This window comes from Nitrosomonas sp. Is37, assembly GCF_033063275.1.
Taxonomy (GTDB): domain Bacteria; phylum Pseudomonadota; class Gammaproteobacteria; order Burkholderiales; family Nitrosomonadaceae; genus Nitrosomonas.
The window spans coordinates 54,767-75,684 of record NZ_JAWJYP010000013.1 but is presented as its reverse complement, the minus strand read 5'-3'; the positions used below and the strand labels follow the sequence as shown (position 1 = coordinate 75,684).

16 protein-coding genes, 2 tRNA genes and 1 riboswitch are annotated in these 20,918 nt (G+C 41.9%); of the genes, 13 read left to right on the top strand and 5 right to left on the bottom strand.

Translation table 11 applies throughout. The features are described 5' to 3' along the window. Positions 1 to 40 precede the first annotated feature (40 nt). Together carB and greA are read left to right on the top strand one after the other, a co-directional pair. Positions 41 to 3,238, top strand: a complete 3,198-nt coding sequence (gene carB, locus R2Q26_RS07885; RefSeq protein ID WP_317535780.1) for a carbamoyl-phosphate synthase large subunit — start codon at positions 41 to 43, stop codon at positions 3,236 to 3,238. Between the two features lie 61 nt (positions 3,239 to 3,299). Continuing rightward, a complete protein-coding gene (gene greA, locus R2Q26_RS07880) occupies positions 3,300 to 3,776 on the top strand; it encodes a transcription elongation factor GreA (RefSeq protein ID WP_317535779.1) in 477 nt (158 codons plus the stop codon). Positions 3,777 to 3,819: 43 nt separating this feature from the next. Here greA and yhbY read toward each other — a convergent pair whose 3' ends face one another. Next, positions 3,820 to 4,149 (bottom strand): ribosome assembly RNA-binding protein YhbY, encoded by a 330-nt coding sequence (gene yhbY, locus R2Q26_RS07875; RefSeq protein ID WP_317535778.1) that lies wholly within the window; start codon positions 4,147 to 4,149, stop codon positions 3,820 to 3,822. Positions 4,150 to 4,185: 36 nt separating this feature from the next. Between yhbY and R2Q26_RS07870 the strand changes: the two genes are divergently transcribed. The 5 genes from R2Q26_RS07870 (at position 4,186) to cysG (ending at position 11,032) form a co-directional block, all read left to right on the top strand. Continuing rightward, positions 4,186 to 4,806: an RlmE family RNA methyltransferase gene (locus R2Q26_RS07870; protein ID WP_317535777.1), complete on the top strand. Its 621-nt coding sequence runs from the start codon at positions 4,186 to 4,188 to the stop codon at positions 4,804 to 4,806. A gap of 158 nt (positions 4,807 to 4,964) precedes the next feature. Next, the gene (gene ftsH, locus R2Q26_RS07865; RefSeq protein ID WP_317535776.1) at positions 4,965 to 6,869 is read left to right on the top strand and encodes an ATP-dependent zinc metalloprotease FtsH; all 1,905 of its coding nucleotides are present in this window, start codon (positions 4,965 to 4,967) and stop codon (positions 6,867 to 6,869) included. 120 nt (positions 6,870 to 6,989) lie between these two features. After that, complete coding sequence (folP, locus tag R2Q26_RS07860; RefSeq protein WP_317535775.1) at positions 6,990 to 7,823, top strand: dihydropteroate synthase; 834 nt, start codon at positions 6,990 to 6,992, stop codon at positions 7,821 to 7,823. Positions 7,824 to 7,852: 29 nt separating this feature from the next. Continuing rightward, positions 7,853 to 9,217 (top strand): phosphoglucosamine mutase, encoded by a 1,365-nt coding sequence (glmM, locus tag R2Q26_RS07855; RefSeq protein WP_317535774.1) that lies wholly within the window; start codon positions 7,853 to 7,855, stop codon positions 9,215 to 9,217. A gap of 411 nt (positions 9,218 to 9,628) precedes the next feature. After that, the gene (cysG, locus tag R2Q26_RS07850) at positions 9,629 to 11,032 is read left to right on the top strand and encodes a siroheme synthase CysG (protein WP_317535773.1); all 1,404 of its coding nucleotides are present in this window, start codon (positions 9,629 to 9,631) and stop codon (positions 11,030 to 11,032) included. A gap of 47 nt (positions 11,033 to 11,079) precedes the next feature. Here cysG and sbcB read toward each other — a convergent pair whose 3' ends face one another. The 4 genes from sbcB to metK form a co-directional block, all read right to left on the bottom strand. Next, positions 11,080 to 12,546 (bottom strand): exodeoxyribonuclease I, encoded by a 1,467-nt coding sequence (gene sbcB, locus R2Q26_RS07845; protein WP_317535772.1) that lies wholly within the window; start codon positions 12,544 to 12,546, stop codon positions 11,080 to 11,082. 123 nt (positions 12,547 to 12,669) lie between these two features. Beyond that, on the bottom strand, positions 12,670 to 13,515 hold the full coding sequence (metF, locus tag R2Q26_RS07840; protein WP_090566500.1) for a methylenetetrahydrofolate reductase [NAD(P)H]: 846 nt from the start codon (positions 13,513 to 13,515) through the stop codon (positions 12,670 to 12,672). Between the two features lie 144 nt (positions 13,516 to 13,659). Continuing rightward, positions 13,660 to 15,072, bottom strand: coding sequence for an adenosylhomocysteinase (gene ahcY / locus R2Q26_RS07835; RefSeq protein WP_317535771.1), 1,413 nt, complete (start codon positions 15,070 to 15,072; stop codon positions 13,660 to 13,662). 16 nt (positions 15,073 to 15,088) lie between these two features. Then, a riboswitch (S-adenosyl-L-homocysteine riboswitch) is annotated at positions 15,089 to 15,168 on the bottom strand. 77 nt (positions 15,169 to 15,245) lie between these two features. After that, positions 15,246 to 16,409 carry a methionine adenosyltransferase gene (metK, locus tag R2Q26_RS07830; protein WP_317535770.1) on the bottom strand — a complete coding sequence of 388 codons (1,164 nt, stop codon included), beginning with the start codon at positions 16,407 to 16,409 and terminating at the stop codon, positions 15,246 to 15,248. Between the two features lie 209 nt (positions 16,410 to 16,618). On the opposite strand from metK, the gene gltX reads away from it, so the two are divergent. The 6 genes from gltX (at position 16,619) to yihA (ending at position 20,863) form a co-directional block, all read left to right on the top strand. Continuing rightward, positions 16,619 to 18,010, top strand: coding sequence for a glutamate--tRNA ligase (gene gltX / locus R2Q26_RS07825; RefSeq protein ID WP_317535769.1), 1,392 nt, complete (start codon positions 16,619 to 16,621; stop codon positions 18,008 to 18,010). Positions 18,011 to 18,063: 53 nt separating this feature from the next. Further along, positions 18,064 to 18,139 (top strand) — tRNA-Ala (locus R2Q26_RS07820). A gap of 33 nt (positions 18,140 to 18,172) precedes the next feature. Next, positions 18,173 to 18,248: transfer RNA gene (locus R2Q26_RS07815), tRNA-Glu, on the top strand. A gap of 131 nt (positions 18,249 to 18,379) precedes the next feature. After that, complete coding sequence (locus R2Q26_RS07810) at positions 18,380 to 19,369, top strand: biotin--[acetyl-CoA-carboxylase] ligase (protein ID WP_317535768.1); 990 nt, start codon at positions 18,380 to 18,382, stop codon at positions 19,367 to 19,369. Between the two features lie 10 nt (positions 19,370 to 19,379). Continuing rightward, on the top strand, positions 19,380 to 20,129 hold the full coding sequence (locus R2Q26_RS07805) for a type III pantothenate kinase (protein WP_317535767.1): 750 nt from the start codon (positions 19,380 to 19,382) through the stop codon (positions 20,127 to 20,129). 11 nt (positions 20,130 to 20,140) lie between these two features. Next, positions 20,141 to 20,863 carry a ribosome biogenesis GTP-binding protein YihA/YsxC gene (gene yihA, locus R2Q26_RS07800; RefSeq protein WP_317535766.1) on the top strand — a complete coding sequence of 241 codons (723 nt, stop codon included), beginning with the start codon at positions 20,141 to 20,143 and terminating at the stop codon, positions 20,861 to 20,863. Positions 20,864 to 20,918: the final 55 nt, after the last annotated feature.

Genomic DNA, 20,918 nt, shown 5'->3' with positions numbered 1-20,918 from the left:
TATACATACTCAGTTTTACAGATTGCCTGGTTAGAGGAATATGCCTAAACGTACTGACTTAAAATCCATTCTCATCATCGGAGCTGGGCCAATTGTCATTGGTCAGGCCTGCGAATTCGACTACTCCGGTGTGCAGGCATGCAAAGCCTTGCGTGAAGAAGGTTATCGTATTGTTCTGATTAACTCCAATCCTGCGACTATTATGACTGATCCAGGAATAGCCGATGCAACGTATATCGAACCCGTCACTTGGACGATGATTGAGAAGATTATTGAGATTGAGCGTCCTGATGCCCTATTGCCAACAATGGGGGGGCAAACAGCCCTGAATTGCGCGCTTGATCTGGTTAAACATGGTGTTCTCGAAAAATATGGTGTGGAGCTCATTGGCGCGTCCCGTGAGGCCATTGATAAAGCTGAAGATCGGGAAAAATTTAAAGAGGCGATGTCGCGAATTGGGTTAAATTCAGCACGTTCTGCAGTCGCGCATAGCCTGGAAGAAGCATTACAAGTCCAAGCCATGATTGGTTATCCTGCTATTATTAGGCCATCATTCACCTTGGGTGGCAGCGGGGGAGGTATTGCATATAATCGTGAAGAATTCGTTGAAATTTGCGAGCGTGGATTGGATATTTCCCCAACTAAGGAGCTCCTTATCGAAGAATCAGTCATTGGCTGGAAAGAATTTGAAATGGAGGTGGTGCGTGATAAACATGACAACTGCATCATTGTATGCTCTATTGAAAATTTTGATCCAATGGGTATCCATACCGGTGACTCGATTACAGTTGCGCCAGCACAAACGCTCACTGACAAAGAGTATCAGCGCATGCGTGATGCATCTATTGCAGTGTTGCGTGAAATTGGTGTAGAGACGGGTGGCTCCAATGTGCAATTTGCCATCAATCCGCAAGATGGTCGTATGTTGGTTATTGAAATGAATCCACGTGTATCACGCTCTTCAGCATTGGCGTCCAAAGCAACAGGATTTCCCATCGCTAAAATTGCTGCCAAGCTGGCGGTCGGATATACGCTCAATGAGCTTGGTAACGATATTACCGGAGGGATGACGCCTGCTTCTTTTGAACCAACAATTGATTATGTGGTAACTAAGGTTCCACGCTTTGCTTTTGAAAAATTTCCTCAAGCTAATGATCGTCTAACCACCCAGATGAAATCCGTAGGAGAGGTAATGGCTATTGGCCGTACTTTTCAGGAATCACTACAAAAGGCATTGCGTGGATTGGAAACTGGCGTAGATGGTTTGGATGAAAAAACCACTGATATCGAAACCATTGAAACTGAGTTAGGTCATCCTGGTTCTGAACGCATCTGGTATATTGCTGATGCATTCCGTTGTAATATTTCATTTGATGAAATTCATCATCTCACACATATTGATCCTTGGTTTCTCTCACAAATTGAGGATTTAGTGAGACAAGAGCAAGCGCTTAGAGATAAAAAGCTAGACTCACTCGATTTACAGGCATTGCGTAAATTGAAGCGATGTGGTTTTTCCGATCGGCGGTTGGCCAAATTGCTTAATACAAGTGAGACGGCTGTGCGAGCACGTAGGCATCAAGAAAATTTACGCCCTGTTTACAAGCATGTTGATACCTGTGCAGCAGAATTTGCTACCTATACGAGTTATTTATATTCCACTTACGAAGAGGAATGCGAAGCAAATCCCAGCGACAGAAAGAAAATTGTTGTGCTAGGTGGCGGGCCTAATCGAATTGGTCAAGGAATTGAATTTGACTATTGCTGTGTTCATGCATCGCTTGCTTTACGTGAAGATGGATATGAAACCATCATGATCAATTGTAATCCAGAAACGGTATCCACAGATTATGATATTTCTGATCGACTGTATTTTGAATCGCTTACGCTGGAAGATGTGCTTGAAATTGTAGCAATAGAGAAACCGGCGGGCGTTATTGTGCAATATGGTGGTCAAACGCCTCTTAAGCTTGCACGGGAACTTGAAGCTAATGGTGTCCCCATTATTGGTACCAGTCCAGATATGATAGATTGTGCCGAAGATCGTGAGCGTTTTCAGGAGATGCTTCACAAGTTAGGGTTAAAACAGCCGCCTAATCGTACAGTGCGCAGCGCTGAGGCTGCCTTGTCAGCAGCAAGTGACATTGGTTATCCTTTAGTCGTTCGTCCCAGTTATGTGCTTGGTGGTCGTGCTATGGAAATTGTTCATGAGCAACGTGATCTCGAGCGCTACATGCGTGAAGCCGTCAAAGTATCCAATGATTCACCCGTTCTGCTAGATCATTTTCTTACCAATGCGACTGAAGTAGATGTCGATGCAATATTTGATGGAGAAACCGTTTTAGTTGGTGGAATAATGGAGCATATTGAGCAGGCAGGTGTCCATTCAGGGGATTCTGCTTGTTCTCTTCCTCCCTTTAATCTCTCCTCAGCCATGCAAGATGAATTGCGTCGGCAAACCGGAATGATGGCTCGTGCTCTCAATGTAAAAGGATTAATGAACGTACAGTTTGCTATTCAGAATGAGACTGTGTTTGTACTGGAAGTCAATCCCAGGGCATCTCGTACGGTTCCTTTTGTCTCTAAGGCAACTGGCCTTCAGCTAGCAAAGATTGCTGCACGCTGCATGGTTGGTAAGAAAATAGCCGATCAAGGTATTTTAAAAGAAGTTCAATTGTCCTTTTTTTCAGTGAAAGAAGCGGTTTTCCCTTTTGCTAAACTTTCCGGCGTAGATACTATATTGGGACCTGAGATGAAATCTACAGGGGAAGTCATGGGAGTGGGTTCTACTTTTGCAGAGGCATTCGTTAAATCGCAACTTGCTACTGGTGTTCGGTTGCCCATGACTGGCAAAATTTTTATCAGCGTGCGAGGCAGTGACAAACCAGAGGCTGTTAGTATTGCTCAAAAATTTGCAAAACTAGGATTCAATATTTATGCCACTCATGGTACTGCTGAAGCGATGGCTGAGGCTGGTTTAGTGGTTAATAAAATAAATAAGGTTGCAGAGGGTCGGCCACATATCGTTGATATGATCAAGAATGGAGAAATTTGTCTGATTATTAATACAGTTTCCGACAAGCGAAGTGCAGTTCAGGATTCATATTCGATCCGGCATGCTGCGTTACAAGCGAGAGTTACATATTACACGACTATGGCTGGAGCTCGTGCAGCGTGTATGGGTATCGCTGAAATGCGTGAGTTGCAAGCCTATAACTTACAAAAACTACATGCATAATGAAAAAGATTGAACTCCAAATAAATAATATAAAATCGATAATAAAAGGCGGAAAAGTGTTATGAGTCCAGTTCCATTAACCGTGATAGGCGCAGAAAAACTGCGTGCAGAATTACATGAAATGAAAACTGTACAGCGCCCTGCTGTCATTGCCGCTATTGCAGAAGCGCGTGCTCATGGTGATCTTTCTGAGAATGCTGAATATGACGCGGCAAAGGAAAAGCAAGGGTTTATTGAAGGACGCATTGCTGAACTGGAGGCCAAGCTTTCAAACGCTCAGATCATCAACCCTGAGCTGCTAAATGCGGATGGCGCCTGTGTTTTTGGTGCTACGATTGATCTTAAGGATATGAACAGTGAAGTGATAGTAACCTACCAAATTGTAGGGGATGACGAGGCTGATATTAAAGAAGGAAAGATTTCTATCAGCTCTCCAATTTCCCGTGCATTGATCGGTAAGTATGCGGGTGATATAGCAGTAGTAGAAGCGCCAGGAGGTATCAGGGAATATGAAATTCTGGATGTAAAATACATTTAGGGTATTGATTAATTCCTTCTAGAACCTTCTAGAAGGATAATGATTAGTTTCTTGTGATTAAGGTGGTTTCTTGAGAAATCTTAGCGGGTGACTCTCTTTCTTCGGGTTCTGGACGATAAATGACTAGAATTTTACCAATATGATTTATAGGAAAGGCTTCCAATCGCTGACAGATTTCTTCAAGCAATATGGCTCTCTCTTTTCTATCTCCATTCAATATTTTAATTTTGATAAGCTCGTGGCTTGAGAGACTTCTATCGAGTTCGTTTATTACGCCTGTTGATAGACCATCTTTACCTATAATCACGACTGGATTAATGTGATGAGCTTGCGCAGCAAGCGATCGGCGTTGGGAAGTATTAAGTTTCAACATAGATAAATTCTTTATAAAGTTCTATTTTACTACGTGATGAAGTCTGCTAAAACTAGTAAAGCATGGATGACAGAACATGTTAATGATTTTTTTGTCAAACAAGCAAAAAAAGAAGGTTATCGCTCGCGAGCAGCATATAAATTAAAAGAAATTGCTGAGCGCGATCAACTTTTTAAACCAGGAATGACAGTTATAGATTTGGGCGCAGCACCTGGCGGTTGGTCACAAGTAGCAATTGAAAAAATAGGAAAAAGTGGGAGAGTTTTTGCATTAGACATACTCGAGATGCCCTCCTTATCAGGTGTTACTTTTATCCAGGGTGATTTCAGCGAAGAAGCAATTCTGAAAAAATTTAAAATTTGTCTTGGAAATTATTCCATAGATCTTGTAATTTCAGATATGTCACCAAATATAGCTGGTATAGGAGTCAGTGACCATGCACGCAGTACTTATCTTGCTGAATTGGCATTGATGTTCTCCAGGGAGCAATTGAACCCTGGTGGGAATTTCCTTGTCAAATTTTTTCAAGGAAGTAATTTCGATCAATATCTGAAGGATATGCGAGCAAGCTTTAAAAAAGTAGTTATTCGTAAACCTAAGGCATCACGAGATCGGAGTAGCGAACTATATTTATTGGGGTTAGGGAAAATCTGTTAGACTGAATATTCGTTTTGTCAATTGAATGGCGGATATTAAGTTTTGTTTTAACCAGATACTTTCAAATAACCAGTTTTGTCACAAATATTACAAAATAGGATTAGAATGAGAAATTTAACATTCTGGCACATCATTAAGGTGCAAACCAAGGGGCTATCATGAATAATCTAATTAAAAATATGGCTATTTGGCTGGTGATTGCGTTGGTGCTAATGACAGTATTCAATCAATTCACTGTACGTCAATCATTACAGGCGCCGCTGGAGTACTCTCAGTTCATCAATGAAATGAATCAAGGCAGGATTGCGAAAGTGATTATTGATGGGCGCACGCTTAAAGGAACCAAATCAGATGGTCGGCAATTTATAACTTATGCACCGTCAGATCCGTGGCTAGTCAGTGATCTGCTCAGAGCAGGGGTGATCGTCGAAGCTAAACCAGAAGAAGAGCCTTCTATGCTAATGAGCATATTCGTTTCATGGTTCCCTATGCTATTGCTGATTGGAGTATGGATTTTCTTCATGCGTCAAATGCAAGGTGGTGGACGAAGTGGCGGAGCATTTTCTTTTGGTAAAAGTAAAGCCAGGATGTTGGATAAAAATAGTAATCACGTGACATTTGCAGATGTTGCGGGTTGCGAAGAAGCAAAAGAAGAAGTAGCAGAGTTAGTTGAGTTTCTGAGAGATCCTACAAAATTCCAGAAATTAGGTGGACGTATCCCCCGAGGTGTTTTAATGGTGGGTAATCCAGGAACTGGAAAAACATTATTAGCCCGGGCTATAGCAGGAGAAGCGAAAGTTCCCTTTTTCAGTATTTCGGGTTCGGATTTTGTCGAGATGTTCGTGGGTGTTGGTGCATCCAGGGTAAGAGACATGTTTGAACAAGCCAAGAAACATGCGCCTTGCATTATTTTTATTGATGAGATTGATGCAGTTGGTCGCCAACGCGGTGCTGGTTTAGGTGGTGGAAATGATGAACGTGAGCAAACACTGAACCAATTACTGGTAGAGATGGATGGTTTTGAAGGCAATATGGGTGTAATCGTGATTGCGGCAACCAATCGTCCTGATGTACTTGATCCCGCTTTGTTACGTCCAGGTCGTTTTGATAGGCAAGTTACAGTTCCACTTCCTGACATTCGTGGTCGTGAGCAAATACTTCAGGTTCATATGCGGAAGGTGCCTATTTCTCCAGATGTCCATGCAGATATTATTGCAAGGGGAACACCTGGGATGTCAGGTGCAGATCTTGCAAATCTAGTTAATGAAGCGGCGTTGTTTGCAGCACGTGCTAACAAACGTTTAGTTGATATGGAGGATTTTGAGCGCGCAAAAGATAAGATCCTGATGGGTACTGAGCGACGCTCGGTGGTTATGCCTGAAAATGAACGGCGTAATACTGCTTATCATGAATCGGGGCATGCTGTGGTAGCTTATCTTTTACCAAAAACTGATCCTGTGCACAAAGTTTCAATCATCCCTCGTGGACGAGCACTGGGTGTGACGATGCAGCTGCCAGCTGAGGATAGATATAGTATGGATCGTGACCAGATTCTGCAAACTATCGCAGTAATGTTTGGGGGGCGTATCGCAGAAGAGATATTTATGAATCAAATGACTACAGGTGCTTCCAACGACTTTGAACGTGCTACTGAAACTGCCAGAAGAATGGTTACCCAATGGGGCATGTCTGATACACTTGGACCAATGGTTTACGGCGAAAATGAAAGTGAAGTGTTCCTGGGGCGATCAGTAACTACTCATAAGAATGTAAGTGAAGCGACTATGCAAAAAGTTGATATGGAAATTCGCCGTATCATTGATGAGCAATATGCGCTTGCTCGTAAACTTATAGAGGAAAACAGTGATAAAATAGAAGCCATGACTAAAGCACTGCTTGAGTGGGAAACTATCGATAGCGAGCAAATCAAAGACATTATGGAAGGACGACCACCACGTCCCCCACAATCGCCACAATCTCCAGCTTCAGTTAAGGAGAAAGAAGGTAAGCAATCTGCAGGAGCTATTGCAACTGAAACACCGGCACAAGAAGCTGAAGTATAATCAATAAAGGCTTTCCTAGATCAAATGGTCTGCGTATCAATTAGTACGCAGACCATATTTTTTATCCAGATAGTATATCTTTTGGTATTTTGCTAGGTACCTGATTTTCTTAGTCTTACAGTGAACCAATTGCAACAATTAAAACTGACTGATGGTCCTTATGTAATGGGGATCATTAATGTAACACCTGATTCATTTTCCGATCACGGCCTCTACGCAACAACAGATAAGGCTCTTGAGCTTGCTGAACGTTTGATTCAAGAAGGCGCAGATATATTAGATATTGGAGGTGAATCAACGCGACCTGGAAGTTTAGGTGTTAGTCTTGAAGAAGAGCTACGCCGTGTAATACCTGTGGTAGAGATTCTGTCTCAAAAAAATATTCCAATTTCTGTAGATACCTCTAAACCGGAAGTCATGCAAGCTGCGATAAGCGCTGGTGCGTCCATAATAAATGATGTGAATGCGTTGCAGGCGCCAGGTGCTATCGAAATTGTCGCAAAAAGTAAGGCAATAATCTGCTTAATGCATATGCAGGGAAAACCAAGAAGCATGCAAGAAAGCCCTCATTATGTTGATGTGGTTTCTGAAGTTAAAAGCTTTCTCCAGCATCGCATTGATATTGCAGTCTCAGGTGGTATTCCATACCATCGTCTCATCATAGATCCCGGCTTTGGTTTTGGTAAAACACTCAAACATAATCTTGAGTTACTCCGAAATCTCGATCAGTTTGTGCAAATGAACGTGCCCATCCTGGCAGGGTTATCGCGAAAATCCATGCTGGGAGCAATTACTGGGAATGATGTGGATAACCGAGTTCATGCGAGTGTAGCGGCAGCCTTATTTGCTGTCACTAAAGGTGCCAAAATTCTACGTGTCCATGATGTTAAGGCAACAAAGGACGCTATCATGGTTCATAATGCATTAATTACAAGAAATAATGAGGGTAATTAGCTTCTGGCTTTAAGGATTCAATTCGCAAAATGAATAAAAAATACTTTGGAACTGATGGTATTCGTGGACGAGTAGGGGAATTCCCCATCACACCTGAATTTATCATGCATCTTGGTTATTCGGCTGGGAAAATACTAGCCGCCTCTGATTGGCATCTTGCAAAAGGAGAACGACCAACAGTTCTGATAGGAAAAGACACGCGGGTATCAGGTTATATGTTTGAGTCTGCTCTGGAAGCAGGGTTTTCTGCCGCAGGTGTCGATGTCTTATTATCCGGACCATTACCTACCTCTGCAATTGCTTATTTAACCCGGGCTCTTCGCCTTCAAGCTGGAATTGTCATTTCTGCTTCGCATAATCTGTTCGAAGATAATGGCGTGAAATTCTTTTCGTCAGGAGGGACCAAATTACCTGATGACATAGAAATTAAAATAGAGGCAGGATTAAACAATCCAATTCAAACAATGCCTTCAGCAAAACTGGGGAAAGTACAACGTCTTAATGATGCAACAGGGCGTTATATCGAGTTTTGCAAAAGTACCTTTCCTTATGATCTTGATCTTCGTGGTTTACGTATTGTAGTAGATTGTGCTCATGGGGCGGCTTATCATATTGCTGGACATGTAATGCTTGAGCTGGGAGCAGATGTCATCACTATCTGTGCAGAACCAGATGGTTTTAATATCAATCACGAATGTGGAGCAACCCATATCACCACGTTACAGAATTCAGTTAAGCAACATGGAGCTGATCTTGGTATCGCGCTCGATGGTGATGGTGATCGTGTATTGATGGTTGATAAAGATGGAACTATCTATGATGGGGATGTTTTGCTTTATATTATTGCTAAACATCGTCAGCAAAAGAATATTCTGAAAGGTGGTGTGGTTGGCACGCTCATGACAAACCTAGCTATTGAGAAAGCTTTTGGGGAGCTTGGTATTCCTTTTATGAGAGCGCGCGTTGGTGATCGTCATGTGCTTGAATTACTGATAAAGAATAACTGGCAATTAGGTGGAGAAGGTTCTGGGCACATTGTATGTCTCGATAAGCATACAACAGGTGATGGAATCATTACAGCGCTGCAAATTTTGTATGCATTACGTGATACATCCTTGACTTTGGCGAAGTTTACGCAGGATGTAGTACTATATCCGCAACGGTTAATTAATGTGAATGTTCCCAAAGGCTTTGATTTTCGTAATGATGTAACGATTACTTTGTCTACACAGCAGGCAGAAAGTGATCTTGGAAGCGATGGACGAATATTACTTCGTGCGTCTGGGACTGAACCACTCATCAGGGTAATGGTAGAAGGCAGGATGAAGCAAAAAGTTGATCATTGGGCAGAACAGATTGCTAATGCGGTTCAGCTTGCTGCTAATTTACAATAGATAAAAGATATAAATGATGGGGGATCGTACCTCAGTACTCATGCTCAATAACGCTTGATATCCTATAAAGAATTTGTAAATAATTAGTATGAAGGACTTGCTGATGTCGAGCCGAAAAAAATATGAGAGCCATCGGTCCAGGGATAAATAACCAAGTAGAATCAAATTAACCCAGCATGGCTTAATGAAAAGATCAAGTTGTTGGGTAACGAGGCAAATTGGATCTCAGAATTGATGAAGTACTAAAACTAAAAAGGAGATTATGATTTAACGACATAACTTATTTAGTATATTGCTAATCAACCTATCGCTGTTAAATCTACTTATCGGGAAAAATTGAAGCTCAAGAATTTTTCAATATACGAGAATGTTATAACGAGCAATAAACAAAATAAGAAATTTATCGATTCTATGGACTTTCTGCCAATTTTTCTTAATATTAAAGAACGTAACTGTCTCGTCGTCGGTGGAGGAGAGGTTGCTGCCAGGAAGACCGTATTATTATTGAAAGCAGGAGCGCAAGTCAGCGTCGTATCTCCAAATCTTAATGATGAGCTAAGTAATCTTCTCCAGCGAGGCAGCATTGCTTATCATGCAGATACTTTTAACTCCATGCATCTGAGAGATGTGGTATTGGTGTTTGCTGCAACGAATGAACGCTCAGTCAATCAATATGTTTCTGAAACCGCTAATCGACTTGGTATACCGGTTAATATCGCTGATGATCCCGCATTGTGCTCATTTATCATGCCGTCGATATTGGATCGTTCCCCTATTCTAGTGGCCATTTCTAGTGGGGGAACATCACCTGTATTAGCAAGGTTATTACGCGCACGACTGGAGACTTTGATACCAGAAGCTTATGGTCGTTTGGCCCATTATGCTACTAAGTTCCGTGAGCATGTCAAGCGCCGTTTCAGCTCTCCCAAGAAGCGACGTCTATTCTGGGAAAAAATTTTACAAGGCCCATTTGCTGAAATGATTTTCTCGGGAAAAGATCAGGAGGCGCAAGCATATTTGCTTAGCTCGCTTGAGCACGAAACAAGCGAACTACCTTGCGGAGAAGTATATTTGGTAGGTGCCGGACCAGGTAATCCCGATTTACTTACCTTTTGTGCGATGCGTTTAATGCAGCAAGCTGATGTTGTCGTATACGATCGTTTAGTATCTCCAGCCATACTCGATATGGTAAGACGCGACGCAACGCGTATCTATGCAGGGAAGGAGCGCGATAAGCATGTTTTACCACAAGAATCAATCAATCATTTATTGGTAAGATTAGCAAAAGAAGGAAAGCGAGTACTTCGACTGAAAGGAGGTGATCCTTTTATTTTTGGCCGAGGCGGCGAAGAAATTGAAACATTATCTCAGCATCATATTCCTTTTCAGGTAGTGCCAGGAATCACAGCAGCATCAGGCGTTGCTTCCTATGCAGGTATTCCGCTTACTCATCGCGATTATGCCCAATCCTGCATTTTTGTTACGGGGCATCTCAAAAACAACACTATCAATTTAGATTGGCAGGCATTAGCCAGACCGCAACAGACTATCGTGATTTATATGGGATTGCTTGGATTACCCGTACTGTGCGAGCAGCTTATCGCGCATGGTCTTCCAGCATCTACACCAGCAGCCATTATACAGCAGGGAACCACTCACAAACAGCGCGTCGTAATTGGCTCGCTAGAAACATTACCTGCCCTTGCTTCGGTTGCTAACTTGGTTCCCCCAACGCTCATTATTGTTGGAGAAGTGGTCAAATTACATCAAAAATTAGCCTGGTTTGAGCCCATATGTGATTCCGATGGAGAGTAATTAGAGGGCATGGGTTAATTCTAAGGAATGTGAATTTACTATGGGAGTTATTCTTTCATATTAAATAAATCCCAAGGTATGTTATTGGCTGTAGCTAATTCTTTACCCCATGTCTCAATGGCGTTCAATATTTGCAAAATATGAGCATTTTCTGCATGCGTTTCACGCAGACACCTTATTTTCTCGGTGAATTCGATTAAAGTAATACTATTGCCACAATTTTTCTCTGTAAGATGTTGATGGCATATCGCTCTCCATTGCTGTAATTCTTTTGCCGATAAGGTATCTGGCCAATTACGTGCACGGTATCGAAATAGTAGTTCATGGAGTCGCTTATCCTGGAAATTAAAATGATTATGTGTAAGCTGCCAGGGCGATGCATCGCGTACTGCAGTCATGAGAATGCGATCGCTCTCACTGAAAAAATTATCATAAAGTGCCAGATCTACATCTCTAGCTGTCTCAAATCCCATACCAGAATAGGCTTGCGCTACTCGCTGCATAAATGCCGTATTTTTATGCAATATTTGCCAATGTTGATTGCAAACCTCTACATTAAGATTAATTCGTGATGCAGTAGATTTATCGAGAACATTCTGAGGAGCAAGTGCAGGACATTTGTTAATCTTTACTGATTTCACAGGCAAGCGTGACACTTCCTCAGGTAATGCTGATTGGGGTGTGAACAAGCGTATTGCCAGTTCCTCTACACTCAATTCTATAAAAGGTGCTGGATTGTGGCGCAGATCATAAACCAAAATACTGTTACCGTTTCCCTGCTCTTGAATCATTGGCATTACTATTGTAGTGCAGCCAGTTTCTGAGGGATACATACGAGAAGTATGGATAACAGGGGTGTGATTGATTAGATCCAATAATAAAGCTGCTTTATGCTTGTTGCGAAGCTGAAAAAACCAGTTATATAGACGTGGTTGTTTATCACATAACAAACGCGCCAGCTTGATGGTTGCTTTGACATCTGATAGCGCATCATGGGCAGAATCATGATGAATATTATTGGCTGCTGTTAGATCCTCGAGACGGAAGCTGGGCCTACCATCATCATGCCTAGGCCATATGATTCCCTCAGGTCTGAGAGCATAAGTCATGCGCACCAAATCGATGAGATCCCAGCGCGAATTCCCTTGTTGCCATTCACGCCCATAAGGATCGTAAAAATTTCTATATAGGGTGAAGCGCGTAACTTCATCATCAAAGCGCAATGTATTGTAGCCAACACCACAAGTCCTGGGCTGTGCCAGTTCTTTGTGAATTTTTGCAATGAATTCTGGCTCAGGGAGACCTTGTTGATCGGCTATTTGAGGCGTAATTCCGGTCAGTAAACAGGCATCGGGTTGTGGCAAAATATCTTTTGATGGTTTGCAATAAATGACTAGAGGATCACCGATTTCATTAAGTGCTTCATCAGTTCTCAAACCGGCAAACTGAGCTGGTCGGTCGCATCTGGGATCAGAGCCGAAAGTTTCATAATCATGCCAATACAATGTTGTCATTGCGTGTACCTGAGTGATCTTTTTATTCAACTGTTATGGCTGTATCTATATTTTCCTCCAATAATACCCAAAGCTTATAGAGGCAGTTAAATCAGAAAAATTCTGCAGAAGAGCGGTATAGATTTATAAACCAAGGCGTTGCCAAATCTTTGTAGTCAGGACAGCTGAGTTAAGGGTATAAAAATGAAGTCCAGGCGCACCTGCTTTAAGCAACCGCTCACATAAATCGGTTACCACGTCTAACCCAAAAGCATGGATAGAAGCAATGTCATCTCCATATCCTTCAAGTTTTTTTCTGATCCAGCGAGGAATTTCAGCACCGCAATTATCCGCAAATCTAACTAGTTGAGAAAATTTGTTGATTGGCATAATACCAGGGACAATCGGTACATTCAGATTGGCAGCCTCGCACATATCAACAAAATGAAAATAAGCATCTGCATTATAAAAAAACTGCGTAATAGCTGAGTCTGCACCTGCTTCTATTTTATTTCTAAAATTCCTGAAATCTTCTTGAACAGATCGAGCCTGTGGATGATATTCTGGATAAGCTGCGACATCCATCTTGAAGGTATTTCCAAACTCATTGCGAATGAATGTAACCAATTCGTTTGCATAACGGAATTCACCCGGTTGAGCCATTCCAGAAGGTAAATCTCCACGCAGTGCAATGATGTGATGAATCCCATTTTCTTGGTACTTTCTCAAGATTGAATAAATATTTTCTCGAGTAGAACCAATACAGGAAAGATGTGGCGCAGCAGGATGACCTTCTGCCAGGATTTCTAATACTGTCTCAAATGTCCGGTCGCGAGTGGAGCCCCCTGCACCGAAGGTGACCGAGAAAAACTTTGGCTTAAACTGAGCAAGCTGGCGGCGCGCAGCTCGTAATTTCTCCACCCCTTCTGGGGTTTGTGGGGGGAAAAGTTCAAAGCTAAAAGTAGGCGAAAAAGCTTTCTGTGATTTCAACTTATAGTATCTGTGATCATTACAAAGTTAAGGGGGCAATCTTACTAAGATAGTAAAAATGATTACCTACCCCCCCTCTATCAAAAAGTATTATTTAAGCAAGAATCTTATTATATTCAAATTGTTCCTGCTTTTAATACATGATTAATATCGATATGCTTCTGGTTTGTAAGGACCATTTTTATCCAGATTAAGGTATTGTGCTTGTTCGTCGGTTAATTCGGTCAGTTTTGCACCCAACTTTCCAAGGTGTAGGCGCGCTACTTTTTCATCCAGGTGCTTAGGCAATACATAAACTTTTTTCTGATAGTTTTCTCCATTTTGCCAGAGCTCAATTTGTGCCAGTACCTGATTGGTAAAGGAGCTGGACATGACAAACGAAGGATGACCCGTCGCACAGCCCAGGTTGACCAATCTACCTTGAGCTAATACGATAATCCGACGGCCTGTCGGGAAAATGACATGATCAACCTGTGGCTTGATATTTTCCCATTGATATTGCTGAATTGAGGCAATATCTATTTCAGAGTCAAAATGTCCAATATTACAAATAATCGCCTGATTTTTCATTTTCAGCATGTGATCATGATGAATCACGCGGATATTACCTGTTGCAGTCACAAAAATATCCGCTTTATCGCATGCATCATCCATGGTTACTACGCGATAACCTTCCATAGCGGCTTGTAGTGCACAAATTGGGTCGATTTCAGTAATCCAGACAGTCGCTCCCAAACCCCGCAGTGATTGTGCACAGCCTTTGCCCACATCACCATAGCCACATACCACTGCAATTTTACCGGCAATCATGACATCGGTAGCACGCTTGATACCATCCACCAGCGATTCTCGGCAACCATAAAGGTTATCAAATTTTGATTTGGTCACTGAATCGTTAACATTAAATGCAGGGAATGGCAAAGCTCCCTTTTTTTGCATTTCATATAAACGATGAACACCTGTGGTCGTTTCCTCAGTGACGCCTCTGATGCTGGCAAGCTTTTCAGAATACCAGTTGGGTTGACTGTTAATTCGTGATTTGATCGCTGCAAAAAGCATGCGTTCTTCTTCATTGGTAGGATTTGCAATAGCTGAAGGGTCTTTCTCGGCTTTACTTCCAAGTGTTAGTAGTAAGGTCGCATCGCCACCATCATCCAGAATCATATTTGCGTTGCTGGTTTTTTCACTTTTCGACCACTCAAAAATACGGTGAGCATATTCCCAGTAATCTTCCAGTGATTCACCTTTATAGGCAAATACCGGAATATTTTTTGCAGCAATGGCTGCTGCTGCATGATCTTGTGTTGAAAAGATATTGCAGGAGGCCCAGCGAACCTCTGCGCCCAAAGTAATAAGTGTTTCGATCAATACTGCTGTCTGAATTGTCATATGCAATGATCCCGCTATTCGTGCACCTGTCAGCGGTTTTCGTTCTGCATATTCTTGGCGCAATGCCATCAAGCCTGGCATTTCTGTTTCAGCAATAGCAATTTCTTTTCTTCCCCACTCTGCTAGGGAAATATCAGCAACGCTGTAATCAATGAATTGACCGTTCATAGTTAAATTCTCCTAAAATGAACGAGCGCCGTTTTTTCGCTATCCTTATAAACTGAGCCTGACGGATTGATAGCCGTTGCAGCGCTCCTCAGTTTATGGGAACAATTCAAGCTTACACTTAAATAGGGAATGGTAATCTCAGTAAGTAGATTTTATTCTTGAAATTGAATCAATTAGATTCCAGCATCAACGCGAAGCTGCGCCGCTTTATCAGTTTTTTCCCAAGTAAAATCTGGATCTTCCCGCCCAAAATGACCATAGGCAGCAGTTTTCTCGTAAATCGGTCGTAATAGATTAAGTTTGTGGATAATTGCTCTTGGGCGCAAATCAAAGTGTTGCTCTATTAGTTTAACGAGTTCCTCGTCAGGTATTTTTCCGGTACCGAAAGTTTCAACCATTAGAGAGACTGGGCGTGCAACGCCGATAGCATAAGCAACTTGTACTTCACATTTAGTGGCAAGTCCAGCTGCTACGATATTTTTTGCTACATGACGTACAGCATAAGCTGCAGAACGATCTACCTTGGAGGGATCTTTACCAGAGAAAGCACCGCCACCATGATGAGCAGCACCGCCATAGGTATCCACAATAATCTTACGGCCTGTTAGACCGCAATCACCCATAGGTCCGCCGACAACAAAACGTCCCGTTGGGTTAATCAGATACAGGATATTTCCACTTAACATTTCCTTGGGAAGTACAGGCTTAATAATTTCTTCGATAACCGCCTCGCTCAGGGTAGCATGAGAGATATCTGGATCATGTTGAGTTGATATGACAACTGTATCTATCCGCTGCGGCTTACCGTTGATATATCTCACCGACACTTGAGATTTGGCATCAGGCCGCAACCATGGCAACCGTCCATTCTTTCTTAATTGTGATTGTCTTTCCACCAAACGATGAGCATAATAAATTGGCATTGGCATTAATTGTGGGGTTTCATCACATGCGAAACCAAACATTAATCCTTGATCCCCCGCGCCCTGATCCATTTCTTCTTCTTTACTACGATTAACTCCTCGTGCAATGTCAGGTGATTGCTTATTAAATGCTGTTAATACAGCACAGGTATTCCAATCAAAACCAATCTCGGAGCTGGTATAACCTATTTTTTTAACTGTTTCACGTGCAATTACATTGTAATCGACTGACGCATGTGTTGTAATTTCACCTGATAAAACAATTAACCCCGTGCTGCACATCGTTTCGCAGGCTACCCGCGCATTTGAATCTTGACTTAATATAGCATCTAAAACTGCATCTGATATTTGATCTGCAACCTTGTCAGGGTGTCCTTCAGAAACAGATTCAGAAGTAAAAAGATATTCACTCATGTTGTTTGAAATTTTTTAAAGTTGCTCAGTATAGCAAATAGTGTGAGATTAAATAAAAGAATAAAGCAAGATCATTAAGTTGTACTTATTTCGAGCTTTTTATTAAGAATAAAAATATAAATTAAAAAATATATTCCAATAGAACACTATCTTTCGTAATTGCGTAAACTGTTCTGTTTCTAATTGATATTACTCATAGCATTTTCATAATGGTACGTACACGATTTGCTCCCAGTCCTACTGGCTATCTTCATATTGGAGGGGCTCGGACAGCCCTTTTTTCTTGGGCATTTGCCCGCAAACATGGTGGTAAATTTATTTTAAGAATTGAAGATACCGATCTTGAACGCTCAACTCAACAATCTGTGCAAGCTATCCTTGATGGGATGGCTTGGCTAGGTCTTGATTATGATGAAGGTCCCTTCTATCAAATGCTGAGATTGGCGCGTTATCATGAAGTTGCTGAACAATTACTACGGAACAATCTAGCTTATCGCTGTTATGCCAGCAAAGAAGAGTTGGATTCGTTACGAGAGCAACAACGTGCTGCTGGGCTAAAACCAAGATACGATGGACGCTGGCGTGATGCGAAACAAACTCCTCCAGATGGAGTCAAGCCAGTTATACGCTTTAAGAATCCCACAGATGGACATGTAGTCTTTGAAGATTTGGTCAAGGGCCAAATTGTTGTAGCCAATAGTGAGCTTGATGATCTGGTCCTGCTGAGAAGTGATGGCATACCCACTTATAATTTTGGTGTTATTGTGGATGATCTGGATATGAATATCAGTCATGTCATTCGTGGAGATGATCATGTCAACAATACACCCCGCCAAATTAATATTCTTAAAGCACTTGGCGCTCCTATACCTCAGTATGCACATGTGCCAATGATATTAGGGGCAGATGGTGAAAGACTATCTAAGCGGCATGGAGCAGTTTCAGTGATGAATTATCATGAAGAAGGCTATTTGCCTGAAGCTTTGGTCAATTATCTCGCACGACTTGGATGGTCTCACGGTGATGAAGAAATATTCAGTACTGATAAGCTGATCGAGTGGTTTGATTTAGCAACAATAAGTCGTTCTCCAGCAAAATTTAACCCGGAGAAACTGATGTGGCTTAATCAGCACTATCTTAAAAACGAAGATGATTTACATATAGCCAAAATGATTACACCGTTTCTTGAGAAAGACGGTTGTAATATCCCTAATGAGCAATATTTATTGAAAATAATTAACTTGCTTAAAGAAAGGGTCAGTACGATTAGCGAGCTTGCTGATGCGGCTGTTTATTTTTTCCGCCCACTAGAACCATCTCATGAACTCAAAGTTCAGTATTTCAATCAGGAGGCAAAATCCATATTGCTTTATTTAATCGATAAATTTACCTCTATTGATTGGAGTCGCCAGGCTATCCATGATGAAATTAAAAAAGCAGCCACAATATTTAATGTCAAATTACCAAAGGTAGCCATGCCTTTGCGTATAGTTGTAACAGGCGAGACACAAACGCCTTCAATTGATGCGATATTGGAGTTACTGGGGAGGACAGAGACCCTCAAACGAATAAATCAACAAATATCTTACTTTCCAGATTGATCTTCAACTTTACAATAATCAAGTGCACCAGTATAATCCTTTCTCCTTCAGTCGGGGGTATAGCTCAGCTGGGAGAGCGCTTGCATGGCATGCAAGAGGTCAGCGGTTCGATCCCGCTTATCTCCACCAGTATCTCTCGATAGTCATTGTTAAGATATTCTGGTCCCCATCGTCTAGAGGCCTAGGACATCACCCTTTCACGGTGAGTACAGGGGTTCGAATCCCCTTGGGGACGCCACTATATGAAGGTATTCGTGGTAAGATTAACCATTAGCATGAATACTCAATCAGAAATTACTCCGCTTTCCATTTCACCTGGATAAAAGCATTTTTTCTGGGATACTCGTAAATTTTTACACAGATCTAAATGTGAAATCGCTTACATTTGCTATTTTAAGACGATTAAGTGATGGCGAGTTTCATTCAGGAACAGAACTTTCCCAGATTTTGGGTATGTCGCGCACAAGTATCTCAAATGCTTTGCATGATCTTGACAGATTAGGGTTGGTTATTCACAAAATTCCAGGCCGTGGTTATCGCTGGCTTAATCCTGTGCAATGGTTAGATACAACCGTGATTCAGACGCATCTGGCCGGAGAATCAGATCGCTTTCATATTCAAGTCCTGGATGTTACTGAATCGACTAACACTTTACTGCTGCATGAGATTACAAGAGAGAGCATCATTCATGATGGAAGAGTTCATGTCATTGCTGCCGAACTGCAAACTCAGGGGCGGGGACGCCGTGGTCGGCAATGGTATACAGGTTTAGGAGACAGCCTGACTTTTTCGTTGTCGTGGCAGTTTCAGCGAGGTGTCAATTTTCTATCTGGCTTGAGTTTAGCGATAGGTGTTGCAGTCGTTCGAGCATTGATATCAGTCGGGATCAAAGGTGTGACTCTAAAGTGGCCTAATGATCTACTATTTGAGTTTATCAAGTTAGGGGGAGTGTTAATTGAGTTGCAGGGTGACATGCTTGGACCGGCTATTGCAGTAATCGGTATAGGGATCAATCTAAGGCTACCTGATCATATTAAAAATAAGATAGATCAAAAGACGACAGACATCTATACCATTGTTCATGAGATACCTGATCGCAATAAATTGTTGGCTGTTTTATTGAGAGAATTGGTAGCGACATTGAATACTTTCGATCAGAAGGGTTTTTCATTATTTAGAGATGAATGGGTACGTTATCATGCCTTTGAGAATAAACTGATTGAGCTACATTTACCGAATGGTTCTATACAGCGAGGCATAGCCCGTGGTGTTGCGTCTGATGGATCATTACTGGTAAGTACTTTGATCGGCGAGCAAAGTTTCAATGGTGGTGAGATCAGTCTGCGTAAATTAGACTGAAACAAAATCCATGTCTTATCTTTTAGCTATAGATTCTGGTAATACCACTATCAAGTGGGGGTTGCACAATGGTAATGACTGGCATGAGCGAGGAATCGTTGCTCAGAACCAACGCCTATTGCTGAGCCAAATTTGGCAAGATGTACCGGAGCCGTCAGCTATTATCGTTTCCAATGTGGCGGGATCTTCTGCTGAAGCGGCGCTGTTAAATTTGTTTGCTATTTGGAAAGCAATACCACATTGGATTTCGGCAACTGCTTATCAATGTGGTGTCAGGAATCATTACTCAAATCCAGCACAATTGGGTAGCGATCGCTGGGCGGCTTTGATCGCTGCTTGGAGAATGAGGCAACAAGGTTGTCTTGTGGTCAATGTAGGTACTGCAATGACAGTAGATACTCTTTCTGATAGAGGAGAATTTTTAGGTGGAATTATTTTGCCTGGCTTTAATTTAATGAAGCAGGCGCTCGCGAACCAGACTGCATTATTAACGTTAAAAGAAGGTCGTTTCCAAGATTTTCCGGTTAACACTGCGGATGCCATTCACAGCGGAGTAGTTCATGCATTGACGGGTGCACTAGACCATATGTATACGTTGCTTTCAGCTAATTTGGGTCGCGATACTTTAAATTGCATTATCAGCGGTGGAGGTGCTGCTTTATTGTTACCTTATATTAAAATTCCTACTATGATTGTGGACTACTTAGTACTGGAAGGATTAAAGGTTATTGCTCAAGAAAAGTCTGAAATAGTTCAGTAGAAAATAGGTATATGTCGTTATTTCAGAATATCAGTTTTTATACTACCGTCAATCAGCTGAGGGATTTACCTCGGGCATCCGGTGTGGAAGTTGCTTTTGCTGGGCGTTCTAACGCGGGTAAATCCAGTGCAATCAATACTCTTGCCAAACGTGGTCGTCTTGCTTATGTGAGTAAAACACCTGGGCGGACCCAGCATATTAATTTTTTCCGGCTTGAGGATAGTAACTTCCTGGTTGATCTTCCTGGTTATGGTTATGCCAAAGTGCCTTTAGCAATTCGTCAGCATTGGGAGCATTTACTCAGCACTTATTTGCAGACTCGTGATGTGCTGTACGGTATGGTACTCATTATGGATATCCGCCATCCTTTGACCAAGCTAGATCTACAGATGCTAGAATGGTTTTCGCTCACAAAAAAACCAGTGCATGTTCTGTTAACTAAATCAGATAAACTGAGTCGCAGTCAAGCTGCTTATGCGTTGAAAGAAGTAAAGTATTTCTTAACAGAACGATATCCACACTGTACAGTGCAACTTTTTTCTAGCATGGTGGGATATGGTATTGAAGAAGCTACCGCCATTTTAACTGATTGGTTCGGGTCAGCCGGAGCAAAGATTCATCAGCATACTATCGAACTAGAGACAAAAAAAACCCCGGTTAAAGGGGAAAAAACCGGGGGGAATCGCCTTATATCAAAGGCCTCGCCTCAGGGAGGGAAGGCGAGAGACGATTAAAAATATCGTCTATCTATATGAGATAAAATTTCTTAGTAAGTTCCCTCCCAATTAA

Excerpts from the sequence above, each read along its gene's own strand:
- carB (WP_317535780.1), top strand. The coding sequence starts at position 41 with ATGCCTAAACGTACTGACTTAAAATCCATTCTCATCATCGGAGCTGGG.
- greA (WP_317535779.1), top strand. The coding sequence starts at position 3,300 with ATGAGTCCAGTTCCATTAACCGTGATAGGCGCAGAAAAACTGCGTGCA.
- yhbY (WP_317535778.1), bottom strand. The coding sequence starts at position 4,149 with ATGTTGAAACTTAATACTTCCCAACGCCGATCGCTTGCTGCGCAAGCT.
- R2Q26_RS07870 (WP_317535777.1), top strand. The coding sequence starts at position 4,186 with ATGAAGTCTGCTAAAACTAGTAAAGCATGGATGACAGAACATGTTAAT.
- ftsH (WP_317535776.1), top strand. The coding sequence starts at position 4,965 with ATGAATAATCTAATTAAAAATATGGCTATTTGGCTGGTGATTGCGTTG.
- glmM (WP_317535774.1), top strand. The coding sequence starts at position 7,853 with ATGAATAAAAAATACTTTGGAACTGATGGTATTCGTGGACGAGTAGGG.
- cysG (WP_317535773.1), top strand. The coding sequence starts at position 9,629 with ATGGACTTTCTGCCAATTTTTCTTAATATTAAAGAACGTAACTGTCTC.
- sbcB (WP_317535772.1), bottom strand. The coding sequence starts at position 12,546 with ATGACAACATTGTATTGGCATGATTATGAAACTTTCGGCTCTGATCCC.
- ahcY (WP_317535771.1), bottom strand. The coding sequence starts at position 15,072 with ATGAACGGTCAATTCATTGATTACAGCGTTGCTGATATTTCCCTAGCA.
- metK (WP_317535770.1), bottom strand. The coding sequence starts at position 16,409 with ATGAGTGAATATCTTTTTACTTCTGAATCTGTTTCTGAAGGACACCCT.
- gltX (WP_317535769.1), top strand. The coding sequence starts at position 16,619 with ATGGTACGTACACGATTTGCTCCCAGTCCTACTGGCTATCTTCATATT.
- R2Q26_RS07805 (WP_317535767.1), top strand. The coding sequence starts at position 19,380 with ATGTCTTATCTTTTAGCTATAGATTCTGGTAATACCACTATCAAGTGG.
- yihA (WP_317535766.1), top strand. The coding sequence starts at position 20,141 with ATGTCGTTATTTCAGAATATCAGTTTTTATACTACCGTCAATCAGCTG.